Here is a 22,751-nt window from a genome sequence, read left to right on the forward strand (position 1 = left end):
AACTGGCCGCACCGGCCGCGCACCTGAAGTATTGCCCTCGAACGGGTGCTGTTGTTCTCGGCGCACTTCTTCTTCGCGCCACACAAGGGGGTTCTGGGGTGGTTGAGCAACATGCGCGCGGCCTGTACGAGGCGTTCGCGCGACAGGTGCGGCGGTCGCCGGACGCGATCGCGGTGGAGTCCGAATCGGGGTCGCTGACCTACGCCCAGCTCGACGCCCGCGCGACCCACCTGGCCGCGGAGCTGGCCGCACGCGGTGCCGGCCCGGAGGTCGTCGTCGGCGTCTTCGCCGAACGCGGCCCGGAGATGATCGTGGCGCTGCTCGGCGTGTTCAAGTCCGGCGCCGCCTACGTGCCCCTGGACCCGGACTACCCGGCGCAGCGGATCGCCTTCCTGATCACCGACACCGCCGCGCCGATCGTCGTGGCCCAGCCGCACCTGCTGCACCGCCTGCCCGATACCGGGGCCCGCGTGATCGAGCTCGGGCAGCGGGACGACCTGCCGTTCCAGGAAGTCGTGACACACCAGGAGAACCTGGCCTACACGATCTACACCTCGGGTTCCACCGGAACGCCGAAGGGCGTGCAGGTCGCCAGGGACGCGGTGCTGCGCAACATGGTCTGGACGCAGGACCAGTACCCCATCCGCCCGGGAGACCGCGTCCTGCAGAAGACGCCGATGAGCTTCGACGTCTCCGTGTGGGAGATCTTCTGGCCGTTGTTCGGCGGCGCGACGCTGGTGCTGGCCAAGCCCGGCGGCCACCGCGACACCGACTACCTGGTGCGGCTCGTCCAGGACCGCGGGATCACCGTCGTGCACTTCGTGGCGTCCATGCTGACGGCCTTCCTCTCGCATCCCGACGTGGCCGGGTGCGTAACCCTGCGGGCGGTCTTCACCAGTGGCGAGGCGCTGCCCGCCGACGTGCGCGACCAGTTCTTCGAGATCTTCGACATCGGCCTGCACGACCTGTACGGCCCCACCGAAGGCACGATCCACGTGACCTACGCGGACACCGTCGCCGGAGAACCCACCGTGCCGATCGGCCTCCCGGTCAGCGACATCACCGTCCACGTCCTCGACGACCGGCTGGGCGAGGTGCCGTCCGGCGAGATCGGCGAGCTGTACCTCGGCGGCCGTCAGCTCGCCCGCGGCTACCACCGCCGTCCGGACCTCACCGCCGAACGGTTCGTCGCCTCACCGTTCGCCGTTGGGGGAGAACGCCTTTACCGCACCGGCGACCTCGCGAGGGTGCTGCCCGACGGCAGGATCGACTACCTCGGCCGGGTCGACCACCAGGTCAAGATCCGCGGCTTCCGGGTGGAGCTCTCCGAGATCGAGCTGGCCCTGCGCGACGTCGGCGGTGTCGCCGACGCCGCCGTCATCGCCCGCGACCAGCAGCTGATCGCCTACCTGGTCACCGGCGCGGACCTCGACCGCACGGCGGTGCGGGCTCATCTCGCACAACGGTTGCCGGAGCACCTGGTGCCGGTCGCGTACGTCCTGGTCGAGGAGCTGCCGCTGACCATGAGCGGCAAGCTGGACCGCAACGCCCTGCCGGAGCCGGGGAGGCAGGATCGCCTCACCGAGGGGTACCGGGCACCGGCGGGAGCGGTCGAGGAGGCGTTGGCCGCGATCTTCGGCGAGGTCGTCGGCGAACCGGTGATCGGGGCCGACGACGACTTCTTCCGCCTGGGCGGCCACTCGTTGAGCGCGATGCGGCTGGCCAGGCAGATCCGTGCCCGGTTCGGGATCGACCTCCCGGCCAGGACGGTCTTCGAGCACCGCACTGTCGCGGAGCTGGCCCTGCTGCTCGGCGAGCCCGCGGGAGCCGCGCCGGACGTGATCGCCGTCAGCACCGGTGACCGGATGCCGCTGTCCACCACGCAACGCCGGTTCTGGTTGCAGCAGCAGCTGGACCCGGACTCGCTGGAGTTCGCCGTGCCGCTCGCCGTGCGGCTGACCGGCGACCTGGACCTCGACGCGCTGCGGACCGCCGCCACGGCCCTGGTCGCCCGGCACGAGCCGCTGCGCACGGTCTTCGAGGACGGCCAGGGCGAACCGGTCCAGGTGATCCTGCCACCGTCCACTGTGGACGTGACGGCCGTGGACCTCAGCGGTTCCCCGTCCGGCTGCCTGGAGGAGGTCGTGGACGTCGAACTGAGCACGCCGTTCGACCTGCGCACCGGGCCGCTGATCCGGTTCCTGCTGATCGCGCTCGATCCCGGCGAGCAGGTGTTGCTGATCAACGCCCACCACATCGCCGTGGACGGCTGGTCGCTCGGCCTGCTGACCGAGGAGCTCTCCGCCTGCTACAACGACGTCCGCAACGGCCGGCCGGTGCACCCCGCCGCGCCGGAGGTCCGGTTCGCCGACTACGCGGGCTGGGAACGCCGCACCCGCACCGAAGAGGCCCTGGCGGACCAGCACGCCTACTGGGCGGACCGGCTCGCCGACCTGCCCGCGTTGCGGCTGCCCACCGACCGGCCGCGTCCCGCGATCCGCACCACCGCGGGCGCCGCCCACCGCTGGACGTTGCCCGCCGGCCTCACCGCACGACTCGGCGACCTGGCCGCCGACCGGAACGCGACGCTGTTCGTGGTGCTGGTCGCCGCCGTCCGGTTGCTGCTGTCGCACCGCTCCGGCCAGCAGGACTTCGCCCTCGGCACCGCGGTGGCCGGTCGGGACCACGCCGTCACCGAGTCGCTCATCGGCAACTTCATCAACACCGTGCCGCTGCGCACGCCGATCGACCCGCTGCTGTCCGTCGCCGCCGACCTGGACCACGTGCGTGAGACGGTGCTGTCCGCCTTCAACCACCAGCAGGTGCCGTTCGACCAGCTCGTCGACCGCCTCGCCCCTGACCGAGAGGCCGGCACGACCCCGCTGGTCCAGGCCGTGGTGGTGTTGCAGAACACCCGCTTCCGGCTGCCGGAGCTCGAAGGTCTCGCGGCGGAGCTGCTCCCCGTTCCGCTGCGGGCCGTGATGTTCGACATCGCCTTCGACTTCACCGAACGCGAGGGCGGTCTGGACGCGGAGATCCAGTACAACACCGACCTCTTCGACCAGGACACCATCGCCAGGATCGGAGGCAGGCTCACCGCGCTGCTGGAGTCCTTCGTGGACGATCCGGGGCAGCCGGTCCGCGACCTGCCGCTGGGCGATGACGAGTGGGACCTGCTGCTGCGGCGGTGGAACGACACCGCGAGCGAGGTGCCCGCCGAGCTGACCGCCCACGCTCTCTTCGCCGGGGTGGCGGCCGAGACCCCGGACGTGGTCGCGCTGACGTTCGGCGCGCGGAGCTGGACCTACCGCGAGCTCGACGAGCGCACCAACCGGCTGGCCCACCACCTGGTCGCGCTGGGGGCCGGGCCGGACGTCCCGGTGCTGATCTGCGCCGACCGCGGACCGGAGTTCGTGGTCGGCGCGCTCGCCGCCATGAAGGCCGGATCGCCGTACGCCGCCGTCGACCCGAACGACCCGGCGGACCGGCTGGGCTACGTCGCCGCCGACACCGGTGCGCCGGTGGTGCTGAGCCGGCGGCACCTCGTCGCCCGGCTGCCGGAGCTGACCGCCGAACCAGTGTTCTTCGAGGAGCTCGACGACGTTCTCGCCGCTCTGCCCGCCACGGCGCCGGTGACCGCGGTGACCGCCGGGAACCTGGCGTACGTCGTGCACACGTCCGGGTCGACCGGCCGCCCCAAGGGCGTGATGATCGAACACCGCAGCCTGGTCAACCTGATCACCTGGTACCGGGAGACCTACCAGGTCACCAGCGCCGACCGGGGTTCGCAGATCGGCACCACCGCGTTCGACGCGGTCGCGCTCGAGGTCTGGTGCAACCTCATGGCGGGCGCGGGCGTCGCCGTCGCCCCCGCGGACGTGCTCGACGATCCGCACGACCTCGTCGGCTGGCTGGTGGACCAGCGGGTCACCCTGTCGGTCGTGGTGGCGGGACGGCTCGAGGGCGTGCTGCGCGAGCTGGAGGACCGGGACGGTCCGCTGCGCCTCGTCATCACCGGGGGCGACATGGTCCGCGCCCGGCTCCGCGGGGACTTCGGCGTCCAGGTGATGAACCACTACGGACCGACCGAGTCCACCGTCCTCGCCACCGGTGCCGAGATGCGGCCAGAGCACTCCGGCCGTCCCTCGATCGGCGGCCCGCTGGGGAACATCACCGCGCACGTGCTCGACGAGTGGGGCCGTCCGTTGCCCGCCGGCGTGCCCGGTGAGCTCTACCTCGGTGGCGCCGGCCTGGCGCGCGGCTACCTGAACCGCCCCGACCTGACCGCGGAACGGTTCGTCGCCGACCACCTGGGAACCGTCCCGGGTGGACGGTTGTACCGCACCGGCGACCTGGTGCGGCGGCTCGGCGACGGGAACCTGGAGATCCTCGGCCGGGTGGACGGCCAGGTGAAGGTTCGCGGCTACCGCGTCGAGCTAGGCGAGATCGAGGCGGCGCTGCTCAGCCTGCCCGAGATCGACGAGGCCGTCGTGATCGTGCGCGAGGACGACAGCGGCCGCAAGCGCCTGGTCGGCTACGTGACCACGGCCGAGGGCCACCACCCCGAACCGGCGAGGCTGATCGCCGCGCTCGGCCGGGTCCTGCCGCCCTACATGGTGCCCTCGGCGATCGCCGTGCTCGACGCCTTCCCCCTCACCGCGCGGGACAAGGTCGACGTCAAGGCCCTTCCCGACGTCGCGGACCAGCAGGCGGCGGCCGACCACGTGGCGCCCGCCGGCCCGGTGGAGACGGCGCTCGCGGAGATCTGGTCGGAGCTCACCGGGGTCGAACTGGTCGGCGTGCACGACAACTTCTTCGCTCTCGGCGGTGACTCGATCGTCGCGCTGCAGGTGGCGGCCAAGGCCAGGCGGGCGGGGCTCGTCGTGCGGTCCAGGGATCTCTTCCGCTGGCAGACCATCGCCGAGCTCGGCAGGCACGTCGAGACCGAAGAGTCCACTGAGGACTCCCCGGCCGCGGACGGGCCCGCACCGCTCAGCCCGGTGCAGGAGCTGCTGTTCGAACGGTTCACCACGCCGGGCGACTTCAGCCAGTACGTGGTCGCGGACCTGGCCGAGGACGTCGACACCGCCGCCCTGGCCGCCGCCGTCCACGCCCTCGTGGACCACCACGAGGCGCTGCGACTGCGCTTCACCCGCGGGGACGGCCGTCTCGTGCAGGTCCTGGCGGACGCCGGGGCCGCTCCCGCCGCACTGCCGGTGCTGGCGGGGGAGGCGGCCGAGGCGGCGGCGCGGATCAGCGCCACCACGGACCTGGCGAACGGGCCGCTGTTCCGCGCCGCGCTGCTCGGTGCGGACGCCCGGCTGCTGCTGGTCGCTCATCACCTGGTCGTCGACGGCCTGTCCTGGCGCATCCTCGTCGAGGACCTCGAACGTGCCTACCAGCAGGCCAAGGCCGGCCAGCCGATCTCGCTGGGAGTGCGGACCACCGGCTTCGCCGACTGGTCGGGCCGCCTGCGGGAGGCGGCAGGCAACGGGCTCTTCGACGACGAGATCGGTCACTGGTCCGGAATCGCCGGCCGCGCGGCCACGCAGGAGTCCACAGTGGATTCCACCAGGACCGTCACCGTCACGCTGAGCGCGGACGACACCGACGCGCTGCTGTACGAGGTGCCTGCCCTGTACCGCACCGAGATCAGCGATGTGCTGCTCACGGCGCTCGGCACCGCGTTCACCTCGTGGACGGGCGACGACCGCGCCCTGATCGCGCTGGAGGGACACGGCCGCGAGGAGGACCTGTTCGACGGCGTCAGCCTCAGCCGCACCGTCGGTTGGTTCACCAGCTACTACCCGGTGGAACTGGACGTGCGGGCACCCGCGCTCGCCGACCGGATCAAGTCGGTGAAGGAACAGCTGCGCGCCGTGCCGCGGCACGGCATCGGTTACGGCGCCCTGCGCTACCTGGGTGCGGCGGACCGGGTGCCGGACGTGCGGCCGAGCCTGTCGTTCAACTACCTGGGCCAGTGGGACGCGGGTGCGGGCGGCTACGCGCTGGTCCAGCGGCTGTCGCAGGTCGAGCTCGTGCAGGCGCGGCGGGACAGGCGGATGCACGAGATCGACGTGGTCGGCGTGGTCTCCGGTGAGCAGCTCTCGTTCGAGGTGGTCTACTCCGCGGGACGGCACGCGGAAGCGGAGGTCAGGAGCTTCGCGGAGTCGTTCTCGGCCCGTCTGCGCGAGATCATCGCGCACTGCCGGACCCCGGAGGCCGGTGGCCGCACGCCGTCGGACTTCCCGCTGGCGGCGCTCGACCAGTCCACTCTGGACAGGCTCGTGGGCGACGGCCGTGCCATCGCGGACATCCACCAGCTCACGCCCGCGCAGAACGGCATCCTCTTCGACTCCCTGATGGACACGAAGTCCGGCGTCTACCTGGGGCAGTTCGAGGCCGTGCTGGAGGGCGTCACCCGGCCCGAGCTGTTCGCCGCCGCCTGGCAGGACGCGGCGCACAACGCCACCGTGCTGCGCACCCGGATCGTGTGGGAGGGCCTCGAAGGCCCGGTGCAGCTGGTGCACCGCGACGTCGAGCTGCCGGTCGTCCACCTCGACTGGCGAGACCTCGGCGCGGGCGAGCGGGAACAGGAGCTCGCCGCGCTGCGCGAGGCCGACCGGATCGCCGGGCTGGACCTCACCGTCGCACCGGCCGCCAGGGTCACCCTGATCCGGCTCACCGACAGCCGGATCCGTCTGTTGTGGACGGTCCATCACCTCGTGATGGACGGCACGAGCGCCTACCAGGTGCTGGGCGAGGTGTTCGTCAGGTACGCCCTGCTCACCGGCAGGCAGGTCACCCGGCCCGCCCCGCGCCGGCCGTTCGCGGACTTCGTGCGCTGGTTGCGAGACTGCGACGAGCGGGCCGTGCGCGAGTTCTGGACCGCGGAACTCGCGGGGCTCACCGCGCCCACCGCGCTGCCCTTCGACATCGCGCCTTCCACCGGGCACCGCTCCGCCTCCACCGCCACGGTCGAGGTCGGTGTGGACGCCGAAGGTCTGGTCACGTGGGCACGTCAGCACCGGCTCACCCTGAACACCCTGGTCCAGGGTGCGTGGGCACTGCTGTTGTCGCGCTACGGCGGGGAACGCGACGTGGTCTTCGGGGCCACGGTCTCCGGGCGCCCCGCCGACCTGCTGGACGCGGACAAGATCGTCGGCCCGATGATCAACACCCTGCCCGTGCGGGTGGCCGTCGACGGCGGAGCGGACCTGGTGTCGTGGCTGGCCGGGATCCAGCGGGCGCAGGTCGCCGCCCGCGAGTACGGCTGGATCTCGCTCGCCGAGGCCCACGCGTGCAGCGGTCTGCCCGCGGACACCTCGCTGTTCGACAGCGTCGTGGTCTTCGAGAACTACCCGGTCGACCACGACGCGGCCGCCGCCAACGGGCTGGAGCTGATCGAGGTCACGGCCACCGAGGTCTCCGGCTATCCGCTCGCGCTGGTCGTCTACCCCGGCGACGGGCTGAGGTTGTCGCTGCGCTACGACCCGGAGCTGTTCACCGAGGACACCGCGCGGGAGTTCGCGGACCGCCTCGGCAGGGTGCTGGCCTCGATCGCGGAGTCCGAGGTCACCTCCGTGCGGGAGCTGCGGCTGATCAGCCCCGGCGAGTACCGGCGGACCGTGCACGACTGGACCGCCACCGAGTCCGCGTACTCGGTGGACCGCAGGATGGACGAACTCATCGCCGAGCAGGCGCGGCGGGATCCGCACGCCGTCGCCGTCGAGGACGGCGATCAGGTGCTCACCTACGGGGAACTGGACGTCCGCGCCAACCAACTGGCCCGCTACCTGATCGCCCGCGGTGTCCGGCGCGACAGCCTCGTCGGCATCGCGCTGGACCGGAACCTGGAACTGGTCGTCGCGATCCTCGCGGTGCTCAAGGCGGGTGCCGGGTACGTGCCGCTCGACCCGAGGTTCCCGGCGGCGCGGCTCACCCAGATGCTGGCCGAGACCCGGCCACCGCTGCTGCTCACCCAGGAACGGCTCCTGGACGCGTTCGCGGGCGGCGCGGGCGAGGTGATCGCGGTGGAACGGATCCGGTCCGAGGTGTCGCGGCGCGGCAGGACCGCGCCCCGCGTGGCGGGAGCGAGCCACCGCGATCTGGCGTACGTGGTCTACACGTCGGGCTCCACCGGCAGGCCCAAGGGCGTGCTGATCGAACACCGGTCGCTGGTCAACGTGATCCTGTCCGGCATCGAGCACTACGGCCTGCGGCCCGGCAGCCGGAAGCTGCAGTTCTACACGATGAGCTTCGACGGCGGGGTCTGGGACGTCTTCATGACGCTGGCGTCCGGCGCCACCCTCGTCATGGCCACCCTGGACGACCAGGGGCAGGTGGACGACCTGGCGGGCCAGCTGCGCGATCGCGGGATCACCGCGCTGACCCTGCCGCCCGCGGTGCTGCCGTTGCTCGACCCGGCGACCCTGCCGGATCTCGCGGCGGTGGGCGTCGGCGGTGACGTGCTGCCCAAGGACCTCGCCGACCGGTGGTCCAGGCGGATGCGCCTGGTCAACATCTACGGTCCCAGCGAGACCGCGTTGTCGGTCACGTTGTTCCAGGCCGAACCGGACGCCACCTACCGCACGGTCCCGCTGGGGCCGCCGGTGCCGAACGCGAAGCTGTACGTGCTCGACCCCGACCTGTCCCCGGTTCCGCCGGGCGTGACCGGCGAGCTGTACATCGGCGGCGCGGGCCTGGGTCGCGGCTACGTGGACCGGCCTGACCTCACCGCGGAGAGGTTCGTGGCGAACCCCTTCGAACCGGCGGGATCCCGGCTGTACCGCACCGGCGACCTGGTGCGCTGGACCGAACCCGGCTGGCTGGAGTTCGCGGGCAGGGCCGACGATCAGGTCAAGATCCGCGGTTACCGGGTCGAGCCCGCCGAGGTGGAGAACGCCCTGCTGCGCCATCCCGAGGTCGCCGAGGCCGTGGTTCTCGTGGTGGGAGAAGGGGACCGCAAGAAGCTCATCGGCTACGTGTCCCCTGCCGGGCGGACGATCGACTCGGACCTGCGGGCGGACCTGGCCGCCCAGTTGCCCGACTTCATGGTCCCCGCGCAGATCGTGGTGCTGGAGACCATGCCGCTCGGGCCGACCGGCAAGGTCGACCGCAGAGCCCTGCCCGCGCCCGGACGCGCCGACGCGACCGCGGTGTCGTACCTGGCGCCCGCCGACCCGACCCAGGAGCTGCTCGCCGGCATCTACGCCGACGTCCTCGGTCTCGAGAAGGTCGGCACCGGTGACAGCTTCTTCGAACTGGGTGGTGACTCGATCTCCGTGCTGAAGCTGACCTCCCGGGTCCGGCTGGCGTTCGGCATCGAGATGTCACCGCGCGAGTTCTTCGACGCCCCCGCCATCGACGCGCTCTCGGAACTGGTGCAGGACAAGGTCCTCGCCGGTCTGGAAGCCGAGCTCGGGGCCCTGTAGACATGGAGAGAGTTGTGGACACCTCGACGTCCCGCGCGGCGCGAATCGCCGCGCTGCCCGCGCACGTCCAAGAGGAGCTGCGGCGCCGGCTCGCCGGCGAGGCGCCGCGCCCCCGCACCCCCGACGAGATCCCGCGGGTCCCGCGCGACCAGCCGATCCCGCTCTCGCCCTCCCAGCAACGGCTCTGGTACCTCCACGAGGTCGATCCCGGCAGCGTCGAGCACCTGTCGATGCGGGTGCTGCGGCTGCGCGGCGATCTCGACCACGCGGCACTGCGCCGTGCGCTCACCGACCTGGTGGCCCGGCACGAGCCGTTGCGCACGCGGTTCGGCACGGTGGACGGTCAGGGCGTCCAGCTCGTCGGCCCGGCCACCGAGGTCGAGCTCCCGGTCGTGGCGTGCCGAGCCCGCCCCGGCCAGAGCCAGGAGGAGGCACTCGGCGAGCTCCTCGACGCCGAGGCGCGCACGCCGTTCGACCTCCGCGCGGCGGCTCCGTTCCGCGTCCTGCTGGCCGAACTGTCCACTGAGGACCACGTGCTGGTGCTGACCATGCACCACATCCTCACCGACGGCTGGTCCATGGGCGTGATCGCTGACGAGCTGACCTCCGGGTACGCCGGTCAGGCGGTGGCGGCCCCGACCGTGCAGTACGCGGATGTCGCGGCGTGGCAGCGGAATCGCTCCTTCGCCGCGGACGAGGAGTACTGGGCGGGACAGCTGGCCGGGCTGCGTCCGGTGGACCTGCCGGTGGACCGGCGACGTCCGCCGGTCCGCACGTCCGCGGGAGACGCCTGCCGGTTCGCGGTGGACGCGGACACCGCGACGCGCCTGGGAGAGCTGGCGGCGGGGGAGCGGGCCACGCTCTTCATGGTCCTGGTGGCCGCGGTGCAGCTGCTGGTGGCGCGGTACAGCGGCAGTCAGGACGTGGCCGTCGCCACGGCCAGGTCCGGCCGCAACCGGGTGGAGACCGAGCGGCTCGTCGGCTTCTTCGTCAACACCGTGGTGCTGCGCTCCCGGATGGCCGAGGAACGCACGTTCACCGAACTGCTGGCCGAGGTCCGCTCCACGGTGCTGGACGCCTTCGAGCACGACGAGCTGCCGTTCCAGCGGCTCCTCGACGTGCTGAAGGTCGACCGCGACCCGAGCAGGTCGCCGCTGACCGAGGTCGTGGTGAACCTGCAGAACGCCCCGGCCGGGTCCCTGGAGCTGCCCGGCCTGCGCGTCGAGGAGGTGACCCCGCCGTTGCTGACGGCCGGGATGGACCTGGCCTTCGACTTCTTCCCCGAGGACGCGGGTCTCGCCGGCTTCCTCACCTTCAACGCCGACCTGTACGACCCCGCCACCGCGCGCCGGATGACACGGCACCTGAGCGCGCTGTTGACCGCGATCGCCGCTACCCCCGCGACGCGGATCGCTGATCTGTCCATTTTGGACGAGGACGAGCGGCGCCGGATGGTCGAGCGGTGGCCGGTCGCCGGTGCCGCGGCGGAACCGGTCACCGCCGGCGAGCTGTTCGCCGCCAGGGTGGCCGAGACCCCGCACGCGCCCGCGCTGGAGTACGGCGGCACCAGGCTGACCTACGCCGAACTGGACGAGAAGGTCAACCGCCTGGCCCGTTTCCTGATGATGCACGGCGCCGGACCGGAGAAGGTCGTCGCGGTCGCGATGCCGCGCTCGGCGAGCCAGATCGTCGCGGTGCTCGCGGTGCTGCGCAGCGGTGCCGCCTACCTGCCACTGGATCCCGCGTACCCGAAGGAACGCCTGGAGTACGTGGTCGGCGACGCGCGCCCGGTGCTGGCCATCGCCGGGGGCGGGATGAGCAAGATCCTCAAGGGGGTGCGGCTGATCTCCTTCGGTGCTCCCGAGGTCATCGCCACGCTCGGCAAGCTGTCCGGTGCCCCGGTGCGCAACGAGGAGCTGCGGCCGGAACACCCGGCGTACGTGATCTACACGTCCGGCTCCACCGGGCGTCCCAAGGGCGTGGTCGTGACGCACGCCGGCGTGCACGGCCTGATCCGCGGGCAGGCCGAGAGGTTCGCCGTGCGGCGGGACGCGAAGGTGCTGCAGTTCGCGTCGCTGAGCTTCGACGCCGCCTTCTCGGAGCTGGGCATGGCCTTGTTCAACGGAGCCACCCTGGTCGTCGCGGACGGCGGTGACCTGATGCCGGGGGAGCCGCTGGCCGAACTGGTGGCGAGGCACCGGATCACCCACGTCACGCTGCCGCCGACGGCGCTGCGGGTGCTGGACCCGGCGGCGCTGCCCACCGTGACCACGCTGGTCGTGGCCGGTGAGGCCTGCCCGCCCGCGCTGGTCCCCGCGTGGTCGGCCGGGCGGCGAATGATCAACGCGTACGGCCCGACCGAGGCCACGGTGTGCGCCGCGATGAGCGAACCCCTGTCCGGCGGGCCGGTCGTGCCCATCGGCCGCCCGCTGGCCGGCACCTCGGTGCGGGTGCTCGACGCGGCGCTGCGCCCTGTGCCCGCCGGAGTGCCCGGCGAGGTCTACCTGTCCGGCCCGGCGCTGGCCCGCGGCTACCTCGGCCGGCACGGCCTCACCGCGGAACGGTTCGTCGCCGACCCGTACGGTGCCCCCGGCACCCGGATGTACCGCGCCGGCGACCGGGCCCGCTGGTCGGCCGCCGGAGAGCTCGAGTTCCTCGGCCGAGCCGACGACCAGGTGAAGATCCGCGGCTACCGGATCGAACCCGGCGAGATCGAGAACGTCATCGCGAGCCACGCCGAGGTGGACGGCGCCGCGGTGACGGTCCGGCCGGACATGCAGGGTTCTCCGCGTCTGGTGGCGTACGTCGTCGGCGACCTGGACGTCACCCGGCTGCGCGACCACGTCCGGCAGCAGGTGCCGGAGCACATGGTGCCCGCGCTGTTCGTGTTCCTGGAATCGTTGCCGCTCAACCAGAACGGCAAGGTCGACCGCGACGCCCTGCCCGAGCCCGTCGTCCAGCAGAACGGCGACCTGGTCGCCGCGGCCACCCCCGCGGAGCAGGCGCTGGCCCGGATCTGGGCGGACCTGCTCGGGGTGCCGGAGGCAGGGGTGCACGACAACTTCTTCGAGCTGGGCGGGGATTCGATCCTCGGCCTGCAGGTCGTGGCGAGGGCCAGGGACGCGGGCTGGACGATCACGCCCAAGCAGACGTTCCTGCACCAGACCATCGCCGAGCTCGCCGCTGTCGCCGTGCCTCTGGGCACCGGCCGGGCGGCGACCGGGGAAGCCACCGGGGCGATCACCCTGCTGCCGATCCAGCACTGGTTCTTCAGCGAGCTCGGCGCGAGCGCGGACCGGTTCAACCAGTCCGTGCTCGTCGAGCTCCCCGGGAACCTGGACGAGCGGGCGTGGCTGACCGCACTGGCCGCGGTGTTCGACCGGCACGGCATGCTGCGCGCCCGCGTGGTGCACGACGGCGGTCCGCGTCTGGAGATCCCCGCGGACGCCGACCCCGACCGGCTCGCCGCCGCCGCGCACCAGGTGGTCGATCTGTCCACAGTGGAGCAGGTCGCCGCCGAGGTCGAGAAGGCGCAGCTGGACTTCCCGCTGGAGGCCGGTCCGCTGGTGCGCAGCCGGTTGTTCCGGCTGGGCACCGGTCAGCGGCTGTACCTGGTCGTCCACCACCTGGTCGTCGACGGTGTGTCGTGGCGGGTGCTGCTCGGCGACCTGGACGCGGCCTACCGGCAGGCTCTCGCGGGACTGCCGGTCGACCTCGGCAACCGCACGACCTCGTTCGCCGAGTACGCCGCCGCTCTCGCCGGCCAGGTGCGGGCCGGTGCGTTCGACGAGGAGCTGGAGCACTGGCGGACGGTCGGGTCGAGCGTCCGGCTGCCGGTGGACCGCGCCGGTGCCAACACCGTCGCCGGCGCGGCGACCGTGGTCGTCCGGCTGGGCGAGGCCGAGACCGAGGCGCTGCTCCGCGACGTGCCCAAGGCGTACCGCACCCAGGTCAACGACGTGTTGCTCAGCGCGCTCGGCACCGCGCTGACCGAGTGGACAGGTGGCCGGGTCGCCGAGATCGCCCTGGAGGGCCACGGCCGGGAGGAGATCTTCCCCGGAGCCGACCTGTCCGCCACCGTCGGCTGGTTCACCACCCTCTACCCGGTCTCGCTGACGCTGCCCGGCGGCGGTTGGGGCGAGGTGCTGAAGTCCGTGAAGGAACAGCTGCGAGCGGTGCCCGGCAGCGGCATCGGTTACGGCGCCCTGCGCTACCTCGGAGGAGGCCTCGCCGCCGAGCGGGCGCCGGAGGTGAGCTTCAACTACCTGGGCAGGATCGACGCGGGCGCGGACTCGGGTCTCTTCGGCACCCGGTTGCCCGTCGAGGGGGCCGAACGCGCCCCCGGCCAGGTCAGGCCCCAGCTCATCGAGATCAACAGCGTGGTCTCCTGCGGACGGCTGGACCTCCACTTCACCTACGCGAGCCAGATTCACCACGAGTCGACCGTCCGGCGCCTTGCGGACCGCTTCGCCTCGGCGCTGCGGGAGATCGTCGAGCACTGCGCGTTGCCGGCGTCACGCGGGTGCACGCCTTCGGACTTCCCGCTGGCGCGGCTCGACCAGTCCGCGGTGGACCTGATCGCCGCCGCGGACGTCGAGGACGTCTACCCGTTGAGCCCCGCGCAGGCCGGCATGCTCTTCCACTCGCTGGCGAGCGCGGGCCGTGACATGTACACCGGCCATTTCGGCCTCCGCCTCACCGGTGTGTCCGATGTGGACGAACTGGCGGCCGCGTGGCAACGGGTCGTCGACCGGACGCCGGTGCTGCGCACCTCGGTGCGCTGGCAGGACGTGACCGAACCGGTCCAGGTCGTGCACGCGTCGGCGACCCTGCCGATCCGGCACGAGGACCTGCGCGCCCTCACCCCGGCGGAACAGGACGCCGAACTGGCCAGGCGCTGGGACGAGATCCGGGCAGGCGAGGTCGAGCTGGGCACCGCGCCGTTGCTGCGCGTGCACCTCGTCCAGCTCACCGGCGACGCGGTGCAGCTCTACTGGTCGGTGCACCACATGATGGTGGACGGCTGGAGCTTCGCCGGGGTGCTCTCCGACGTGTTCACGGAGTACGCCATCGGCACCGGCCACAGCACGCCGGACGCCAGGGTCAGGCGGCGGCCGTACCGCGACCACGTCGGCTGGCTGGCAGGCCGGGACCCGGCGGAGGCCGAGGAGTACTGGCGCCGGGTGATGGCGGGCTTCGCCGTGCCCACGCCGTTGCCTTACGACCGGCCGCCGGCCAGGGCCCACGGCTCCCGCACCACGACGGACACCCGGCTCAGCCTGTCCGAGGCGGACTCCCAGCTGGTCTACGACACCGCGCGGCAGGCCAGGATCACGGTGAACACCCTGGTCCAGGGTGCGTGGGCGGTGCTGCTGGCGCGGTACGCGGGGGAGCGCGACGTCTGCTTCGGCGCCACCGTCGCCGGTCGCCCCGGTGACCTGCCCGGTGTCGAGTCGATCATCGGGCCGTTCCTCAACACGGTGCCGGTGCGCGTGCGGCTCGACGGCCGCGCCGACGTCGTCGACTGGCTGCGGGAGCTGCAGCACGCCCAGGTCGAGTCCCGGCAGTACGAACACGTCGCCCTGAACCGGATCCAGCGAGTCAGCGACGTGCCCGGTGGCACCGACCTGTTCGACAGCCTCGTGGTGTTCGAGAACTACCCCTACGACAGCGAGGCCGCAGCCCGGTTCGGTCTGAGCGCCGGGACCTACCTGGGCGAGGAGCACACGAACTACGCGCTGACCGTCACCGCGTACGCCGACCGCGAGCTGCACCTGTCGATCGGCTACGACCCGGCCTTGTTCGACGAGGCCACCGCCGAACGGATCGCCGGTCACCTGGGCACGGTGCTGCGCGGCATCGCCGAGAACCCCGGCACCGCCGTCGACGACCTGCCCGTGCTCGGCGAGGAGGAGACCGCCCGGCTCCTGACGGGCTGGAACGACACCGACGCCGACTTCCCGGCGCCCGAGCTGATCCACACCCGGTTCAGCGCCCGCGCCGCGCTGCACCCGGACCTCCCCGCCGTCAGCGACCGGGAGGAACAGCTCAGCTACGCGGAACTGGACCGCCGCTCCGGGCGGCTGGCGAACCTGCTGGCCGCCAAGGGGATCCGGCGCGGCGACCTGGTCGGCGTGTGCACCGGGCGCAGCGTGCACGCGGTGGTGGCGCTGCTCGCCGTGCTCAAGGCCGGGGCGGCGTTCGTTCCGCTGGACCCCTCGTACCCGGCGGAGCGCCTGAGCCTGATGATCGAGGACGCCGGGCTCGGCGTCGTCGTCACCGACCGGGAGCGCGGCCACCCCGGTGAGATCGACCTCGCCGGGACCGATCTCGCCGGCTACCCGGACACCCTGCCGCAGCGGGAAAGCGCGGTCGACGACCTCGCGTACGTCATCTACACCTCGGGCACCACCGGCCGCCCCAAGGGCGTCATGGTGGAGCACCGGCACCTCCACCACATGATCGAGTCCTGGGACCGCCGGTACGGCATCCGGGAGCTGGCACCGACCGTGCTGTCGGTCTCCAGCCTGTCGGTCGACCTGTTCGTCTCCGACTTCGTGCTGGCCTGCCTGCACGGCGGCCGCATGGTGATCTGCGCGGACGACCAGGTGGACGACCCGGCGGCGTTGGCGGGGCTGCTGCTGGACAGCCGGGCGCAGCTCATGATCACCGTGCCGTCGCTCGCACGGGCGGTCGTGGCCGAGTTCGGCTGGCGCGGCACCAGACCGGAGGCGTTGCGGGTCCTCATGGTGGGTTCCGAGGGCTGGCACGTCGACAGCGCCGTCGAGGTGTCCGCCGGGCTGCACCCGGACACCGCGATCGTCAACTGCTACGGCTCCACCGAGACCACTGTGGACTCCACCACGTTCCAGCTCGGCACGGACCCGCTCGGCGAGTCCGCGTTCGTGCCCGTTGGAACGCCGATGGCGAACACCCGGATCTACGTCCTGGACGACCGGCGGCGGCCGGTGCCGGTCGGGGTCGCCGGTGAGTGCTACATCGGTGGCGGCGGGGTCTCCCGCGGGTACCTGAACCGGCCGGAGCTCACCGCGCAGCGCTTCCTGGACGACCCGTTCGTGCCCGGCGGCCGCATGTACCGCACCGGCGACCTGGTGCGGCGGCGGGCCGACGGCAACCTCGAGTACCTGGGCAGGGCCGACGACCAGGTCAAGATCCGGGGCTTCCGGGTCGAACTGGGCGAGGTGGAGACCGCGCTCGGCCGTCACCCCGGCGTCGAGCGGGCGGCCGCGGCGGTCCGGCCCGACGCGGCCGGAGTGGCGAGGCTGGTCGGCTACCTGGTGCCCGCGGCCGCCGGTGCGCCCGGTTCCGCGGAGCTGCGCGCCTTCCTGGCCGACGTCCTGCCGGCTCCCGCGGTGCCCACCGCGTTCGTGGTCCTCGACGAGCTCCCGCACACGCCCAGCGGCATCGTCGACCGCCGGTCCCTGCCCGGTCCGGACCTGGCGGTCGACACCGGAAAGCCCTACGTGGCACCGGGCACCACCGCCGAACAGGTGATCGCCGAGATCTGGCGGGAGGTGCTGGGCGTGCACCGGGTCGGCGTGCTCGACGACTTCTTCGACCTGGGCGGTGACTCCGTCCTGGGCATCCGGGTGGTGTCCAGGGTCCGCGCCCGGCTCGGCGTCGCGCCCTCACCGCGGCTGCTGTTCGACGCTCCGACGGCCGGTGCCTTCGCCGCCGCCGTGACGGCGCTGGACACCGCGGCGGCGCCGGCGCTCATCACCCCGGCCGACCGGTCCCGGGCGCTGCCGCTGTCGCACACCCAGCGCCGCATGTGGTTCCTGCACGACTTCGCGCCGGACAGCGCCGAGTACAACACCGTGCTGGCACTGCGGCTGACCGGATCCCTCGACACCGAGGCGCTGCACCGGGCGGTGGCCGGCCTGGTGCGCCGCAACGAGTCGTTGCGAACGGTCTTCGACACCGAGGACGGCGTGGCGCACCAGGTGCCGCGACCCGAGATGCCCCTGCCGTTCACCCGGCTTGATCTGTCCACATCGGACGGTGACGAGCAGGCGCGGCTGCTGGACGAGGCGATGCGGGAGGCCGCCTCCGAGCCGTTCGACCTGCGCACCGGGCCGTTGCTGAGGCTCCTGCTGGTCCGGCTCGGCCACGGTGATCACGTTGTCGCGCTGGTGATGCACCACATCGCCACGGACGGCTGGTCGATGGGTCTGCTCACCGCCCAGCTCTCGGAGTTCTACGCCGCGGCCGCACGCGGTGAGGAGCCCGACGCCGAACCGCGCGGCCTGCAGTACGCCGACTACGCGGTCTGGCAGCAGCGCGAGCTCGGTGGTGCCGAACTGAGCCGCCGGCTCGGCGTGTGGCGCGAACGGCTGGGCGGTCAGGAACCGCTGGACCTGCCCGCCGACCGCCCGCGACCGGCCGTGCGGTCGTCCGCGGGGGCGATGGTCAGGCTGGACCTGCGCGCCGACGTCCTGGCCGGGCTGAAGGAACTGGCTCGCGCCCACGACGCCACCCTGTTCATGATCCTGATCGCCGGCGTGCAGCTGTTGCTCGCCCGGCGCAGTGGTCAGAACGCGGTGACGGTCGGCACCGCGACCTCCGGCCGTGACCGGGCCGAGATCGAGGACGTGGTCGGCTTCTTCGTCAACACCGTGCCGCTGCGTTCCACAGTGGACGAGAGCGGGTCGTTCGCGGACCACCTGGGCCGGGTGCGGGCCACGGTGCTGGAGGCCTTCGCCGCCGAGGTGCCGTTCGAGCTGCTCGTGGACGCGACCGGAGCCGGGCGGGACCCGAGCCGCACCCCGGTGGTGGAGACCATGGTGGTGCTGCAGAACGCGCCGGGCGGCCCGGCCGTCTTCCCGGGACTGGAGGTGGAGGAGCTCGGCTTCGTCGCCGACGAGGTCGGTCACGACCTGATGTTCGACTTCATCGAACGCGACGGCAGGCTGCTCGGCGGTCTCGGTTACAGCACGGCCCTGTTCGACCAGGGCACCGCGCAGGAGTTGCTGGCCGAGCTCGCCGTGGTCTTCCAGCAGGCCGTCGCGGCACCGGACCAGCCGCTGCGGACCGCGCCGACGTTGCCGGAGCACGTGCGGGACCTGGTCCTGCGCGACTGGACGGCGGCCGCGCCGGTCGTCACCGACGTCACGCTCGTCGGTCTGCTGGCCGCTCAGTCCACTTCGGACCGCCCGGCGCTGTGCTGGGAGACGAACGAACTGAGCCACCGGGAGCTGCACCACCGGGCCATCGCCCTGGCGACCCACCTGGTGGAGCTCGGCGTCGGCCCGGACACCGTTGTCGGCGTGTGCGCGCAGCGAGGCCCCGGCCTCGTCGTCGGCATGCTCGCCGTCCTCCACGCCGGAGGCGCCTACCTGCCGCTCGACCCCGGCTACCCGGCCGACCGGCTCGACTACGTGATCGACGACTCCGGTGCCGCGCTGGTGCTGGCCACCGCCGAGGAGATGGACAGGTTCACGGGCCGCACCGTCGTGTCGCTCGACGAGGACCGCCAGCCGGTGCGGGTGGACCTGCCAGAGGTGCGGCCGGACAACCTCGCCTACGTCATCTACACCTCGGGCTCCACCGGCCGGCCCAAAGGCGTGCTGATGACCCACCGGGGTATCGCGCACCGGCTGGCCTGGGCGGCGCGGCACTACGGGTTCGGTCCCGAGGACCGGGTGCTGCAGAAGACCTCGGCGAGCTTCGACGCCTCGGTGTGGGAGTTCTTCCAGCCGCTCGTCGCGGGCGGCGTGCTGGTGCTCGCGGCACCGGGCGGGGACAGGGATCCGGAGTACCTGGCCCAGGTGGTCGAACGGGAACAGATCACCACCGTCCAGTTCGTGCCGGCCATGCTGCGCGCGTTCGTCGAGGAGCCGCACACCGGCAGCTCGCTGCGGCGGGTGTTCGTCGGTGGCGAGCCGTTGCCCGCCGATCTGCGGGACCAGGCGATCGAGGTGCTGGAAACGCCGTTGTACAACGAGTACGGCCCCACCGAGGCCGCCATCGGCGTCACGCACGCGGAGACCGAGCACGGGGCGGAGCGCGTGCTCATCGGACCACCGTTGCCCGGCAACCGGTTGTACGTGCTGGACGAACGGCTGCGGCCGGTCGCACCGGGGGTGCCCGGTGAGCTCCACATCGCCGGTGTCCAGTTGGCTCGCGGCTACCACGGCAGGCCCGCGCTCACCGCGGAACGGTTCGTGGCCTCGCCCTTCGGCGAGCCGGGGGAGCGGATGTACCGCACCGGCGACCGGGTGCGGTGGACCGCCGACGGTCGCCTCGACCACCTGGGCCGCACGGACGACCAGGTGAAGTTCCGCGGTTTCCGCATTGAGCCCGGCGAGGTCGAGGTGGTCCTGGAACAGCACGCCGACGTGCGCCGAGCCGTGGTCGTCGTGCACGAGGACCGGCTGGTGGCTCACGTCCAGCCACCGGTCGACGGGCAGCTGTTGCGCGCCCACCTGTCCGAACGGCTGCCCGCACACCTCATCCCCTCGGTGTTCGTGCCGATGACCGAGGTGCCGTTGACACCGAACGGCAAGGTGGATCGACGTGCGCTGCCCGATCCTGACCTGGGGGCTGCGTTCGACACCGCCGGCCGGGTAGCGCCGAGCACCGGCATCGAGGAGGCACTGGCCGGGCTGTGGGCAGGAGTGCTGCGGGTCGGCGCGGACCAGATCGGTGTGCGGGACAACTTCTTCGCGCTCGGCGGTGACTCCATCCTCAGCATCCAGCTGGCGTCGCGGGCGAGGCGGGCCGGGCTGCGGTTCACCTCCAGGGACCTGTTCCTGAACCAGACGATCGCCGAGCTGGCCCAGGTGGTGTCGGTGCTCGAGAAGGAGATCGCACCGGTGCGGACCGGGCCGGCCGAGGTGCCGCTGACCCCGATCCAGCACGAGTTCTTCGCCACGCATCCGTTGCGGCCAGGGCACTTCACCCAGTCGACCCTGCTCCGGCTGCGGCCGGACGTGAACCCGGAACGGCTGCGGGCCGCACTGGACGCGGTGACGAGCAGGCACGACGCCCTGGCCATGCGGTTCGACCGGATTCCGGCGGGCTGGACGCAGACCTACCGCCCGGACTCCGCGCGGTTCCGGCTGGAGGTGCACGATCTGAGCGCGGTACCGGAGACGGAGCTGCGGGCGGTCGTGCACGAGCACGCCGTGCGAGCGGAGCAGAGCTTCGACCTGGCGCACGGTCCGTTGTTCACCGCGCTGCACTTCGAGCGCGACGAACCGTTGCTGTTCCTCACCGCGCACCACCTGGTGATCGACGCGGTGTCCTGGCAGGTGCTCCTCGAGGAGCTGTCCCTCGCCTACGACGGGCAGGAGCTCGCCCCGCCGAGCAGTCCGTACCGCGACTGGGCCACCCGGCTGCGCGATCACGTGCTGCAGGGAGGCTTCGACGCCGAACGCGAGTACTGGGCGGCGTTGCCCGCGCCGGTGCCCCTGCCGGTGGACGGCGCGCTACCGCCGCTGGCGGGCGCCGCCGAGGTGATCTCCACCGAGCTGACCGCCGAGGCGACCGAACGGCTGACCCGCAAGGTCACCGGCCGGTTGCGCAGCGGTGTGGACGCGATCGTGCTGGCCGCGCTCGCCTCCGCACTGGCCCGGTGGACGGGCGAGGAGCAGGTGCTGGTCGACCTGGAACGCCACGGCCGTGAGGACCTGTTCGACGAGGTGGACCTGTCGGCCACCGTCGGCTGGTTCACCGGCAAGTTCCCGGTGGCGCTGACCGTCGCCGCCGGTGAGGACCACGCGGCGCTGGTCCGGCACGTGCGCGGGCAGTTGCGCCGCGTCCCCGGCAACGGACTCGGCTACGGCGCGCTCCGGTACCTCGCACCGGACGGACCGGCGGGGAACGGTGCCCAGGTGGTGTTCAACTACCACGGCCAGGTCGACGGCCGGTCCGGCACGGACACCGGTTCACTGTTCGCCGGTGTCGCCGAGCCGGTCGGGCTCGACCACGCACCGGACGAGGAACTGCCCCAGCTGGTCGAGGTGGTCGGCGCTGTCCACAACGGACGGTTGCGCTTGCTCTGGCACTACGCCGCGAACACCCATCGCCGCGAGACCGTGCAGGCCGTCGCCGACGACGTGCTGCGGGTGCTGCACGATCTGGTGGAGGGCACGTGATGCTCGCGGAACTCGCGGAGCGGCACCGGGTTCCGGCCGCCCAGCTGGTGGTCCGGCGCGGTGGTGCGACCGAGTCGTCCGCGGCCGGGGTGACCTCGCGGGCGGCGTTCCCGCTGGGCTCTCTCACCAAGCCGGTCACCGCGAAGGCGGTCATGGCCCTGGTGGCGGACGGGGAGCTCGACCTGGACGAGTCGCTGGAGGAGCAGCTCGGTCCGCTGCACCGGAGCAGGACGCCGCGCGGGCTCCTCAGCCACACCGCCGGACTGCCCGCCACCCTGCGCGAGGAGCACGAGAACCTCACCAGGGCACGCTGGGCGGCACGCTTCGACGAGGAGGCGTTCCCGCCCGGCGCCCAGTTCTCCTACTCCAACCCCGGGTACGTGCTGGCGGGCCACCTGGTCGAGGTGATCACCGGGATGAGCTGGGCGGACGCGGTGAGCACGATCGTGCTGGAGCCCTCGGGCGTCGTCCCCGCGTTCACCGCGGGAGCAGGCGGGCGCGAGGTCGTGGCCGGGCACAGCGTCCAGAGTGGACACCGGACGGTGGTGCTCGACGGACCGCCGGGACCGGCGATCGAAGCACCCGCCGGGGGACTCGCCCTCAGCGCGGAGGACGTGCTGGCGTTGCTGGACGCGGACTCGGCGCGGATGTGCGACGACCAGGTGGCCGGGATGGCCGTCGGGCCGTTCGGGCTGGCCGACGGGTGGGGCCTCGGCTGGGCCCGCTACCAGACGTGGTGGGGCCACGACGGCACGGGCGACGGCACCTCCGCGCACGTGAGGTTCGACCCGGTCACCGGGGACGCGGTCGTGCTCACCGCGAACGCCAGCACCGGCCCGGCGTTGTGGCGGTCGGTGCTGGAACGCCTGGCGGGCCGGGGGATGGTGGTGGGCGACCACCCGTTCTCCAGCCTGCCCGGCGCCGGTGACCCGGTGCCGCCGCCCGCCGCGGCGCCGGGGCGGTACGTCAACGGCGGCCTGGTCCTCGACGTCACCACCACCTCCGGTGGAGGCCTGGCGCTGGCACTGGACGGCCGGCCCTACGCCGCTCTCACCTGCTTCTCCGGACACCGGTTCGTGGCCGAGGAGCTGACCTCGGCCCGGATGGCCTACACCGGCCGCTTCGTCACCGGGCCCGGCGACGCCGTCACGCACGTGCAGATCTCCGGGCGCCTGTCCCGCAAGCTCTAGAGAGGAAC

3 protein-coding genes are annotated in these 22,751 nt (G+C 72.4%); all 3 read left to right on the forward strand.

The features are described from left to right. Positions 1 to 98 precede the first annotated feature (98 nt). From ACQEU1_RS39205 to ACQEU1_RS39215, 3 genes are read left to right on the forward strand one after another with little or no spacing between them, the layout of a single operon-like run. Positions 99 to 9,434 (forward strand): amino acid adenylation domain-containing protein, encoded by a 9,336-nt coding sequence (locus ACQEU1_RS39205; RefSeq protein WP_433213872.1) that lies wholly within the window; start codon positions 99 to 101, stop codon positions 9,432 to 9,434. A 14-nt stretch (positions 9,435 to 9,448) separates the two neighbouring features. Next, positions 9,449 to 21,553, forward strand: coding sequence for an amino acid adenylation domain-containing protein (locus ACQEU1_RS39210; RefSeq protein ID WP_433213875.1), 12,105 nt, complete (start codon positions 9,449 to 9,451; stop codon positions 21,551 to 21,553). Continuing rightward, on the forward strand, positions 21,553 to 22,743 hold the full coding sequence (locus tag ACQEU1_RS39215) for a serine hydrolase domain-containing protein (RefSeq protein WP_433217003.1): 1,191 nt from the start codon (positions 21,553 to 21,555) through the stop codon (positions 22,741 to 22,743). Before ACQEU1_RS39210 ends, ACQEU1_RS39215 begins: the two co-directional genes overlap by 1 nt. Positions 22,744 to 22,751: the final 8 nt, after the last annotated feature.

The organism is Lentzea sp. CA-135723, assembly GCF_050936595.1.
In the GTDB taxonomy this organism is placed as follows: Bacteria; Actinomycetota; Actinomycetes; order Mycobacteriales; family Pseudonocardiaceae; genus Lentzea.

Bases quoted from the DNA above. Each gene is read 5' to 3' on its own strand.
- ACQEU1_RS39215 (WP_433217003.1), top strand. From the start codon at position 21,553: ATGCTCGCGGAACTCGCGGAGCGGCACCGGGTTCCGGCCGCCCAGCTG.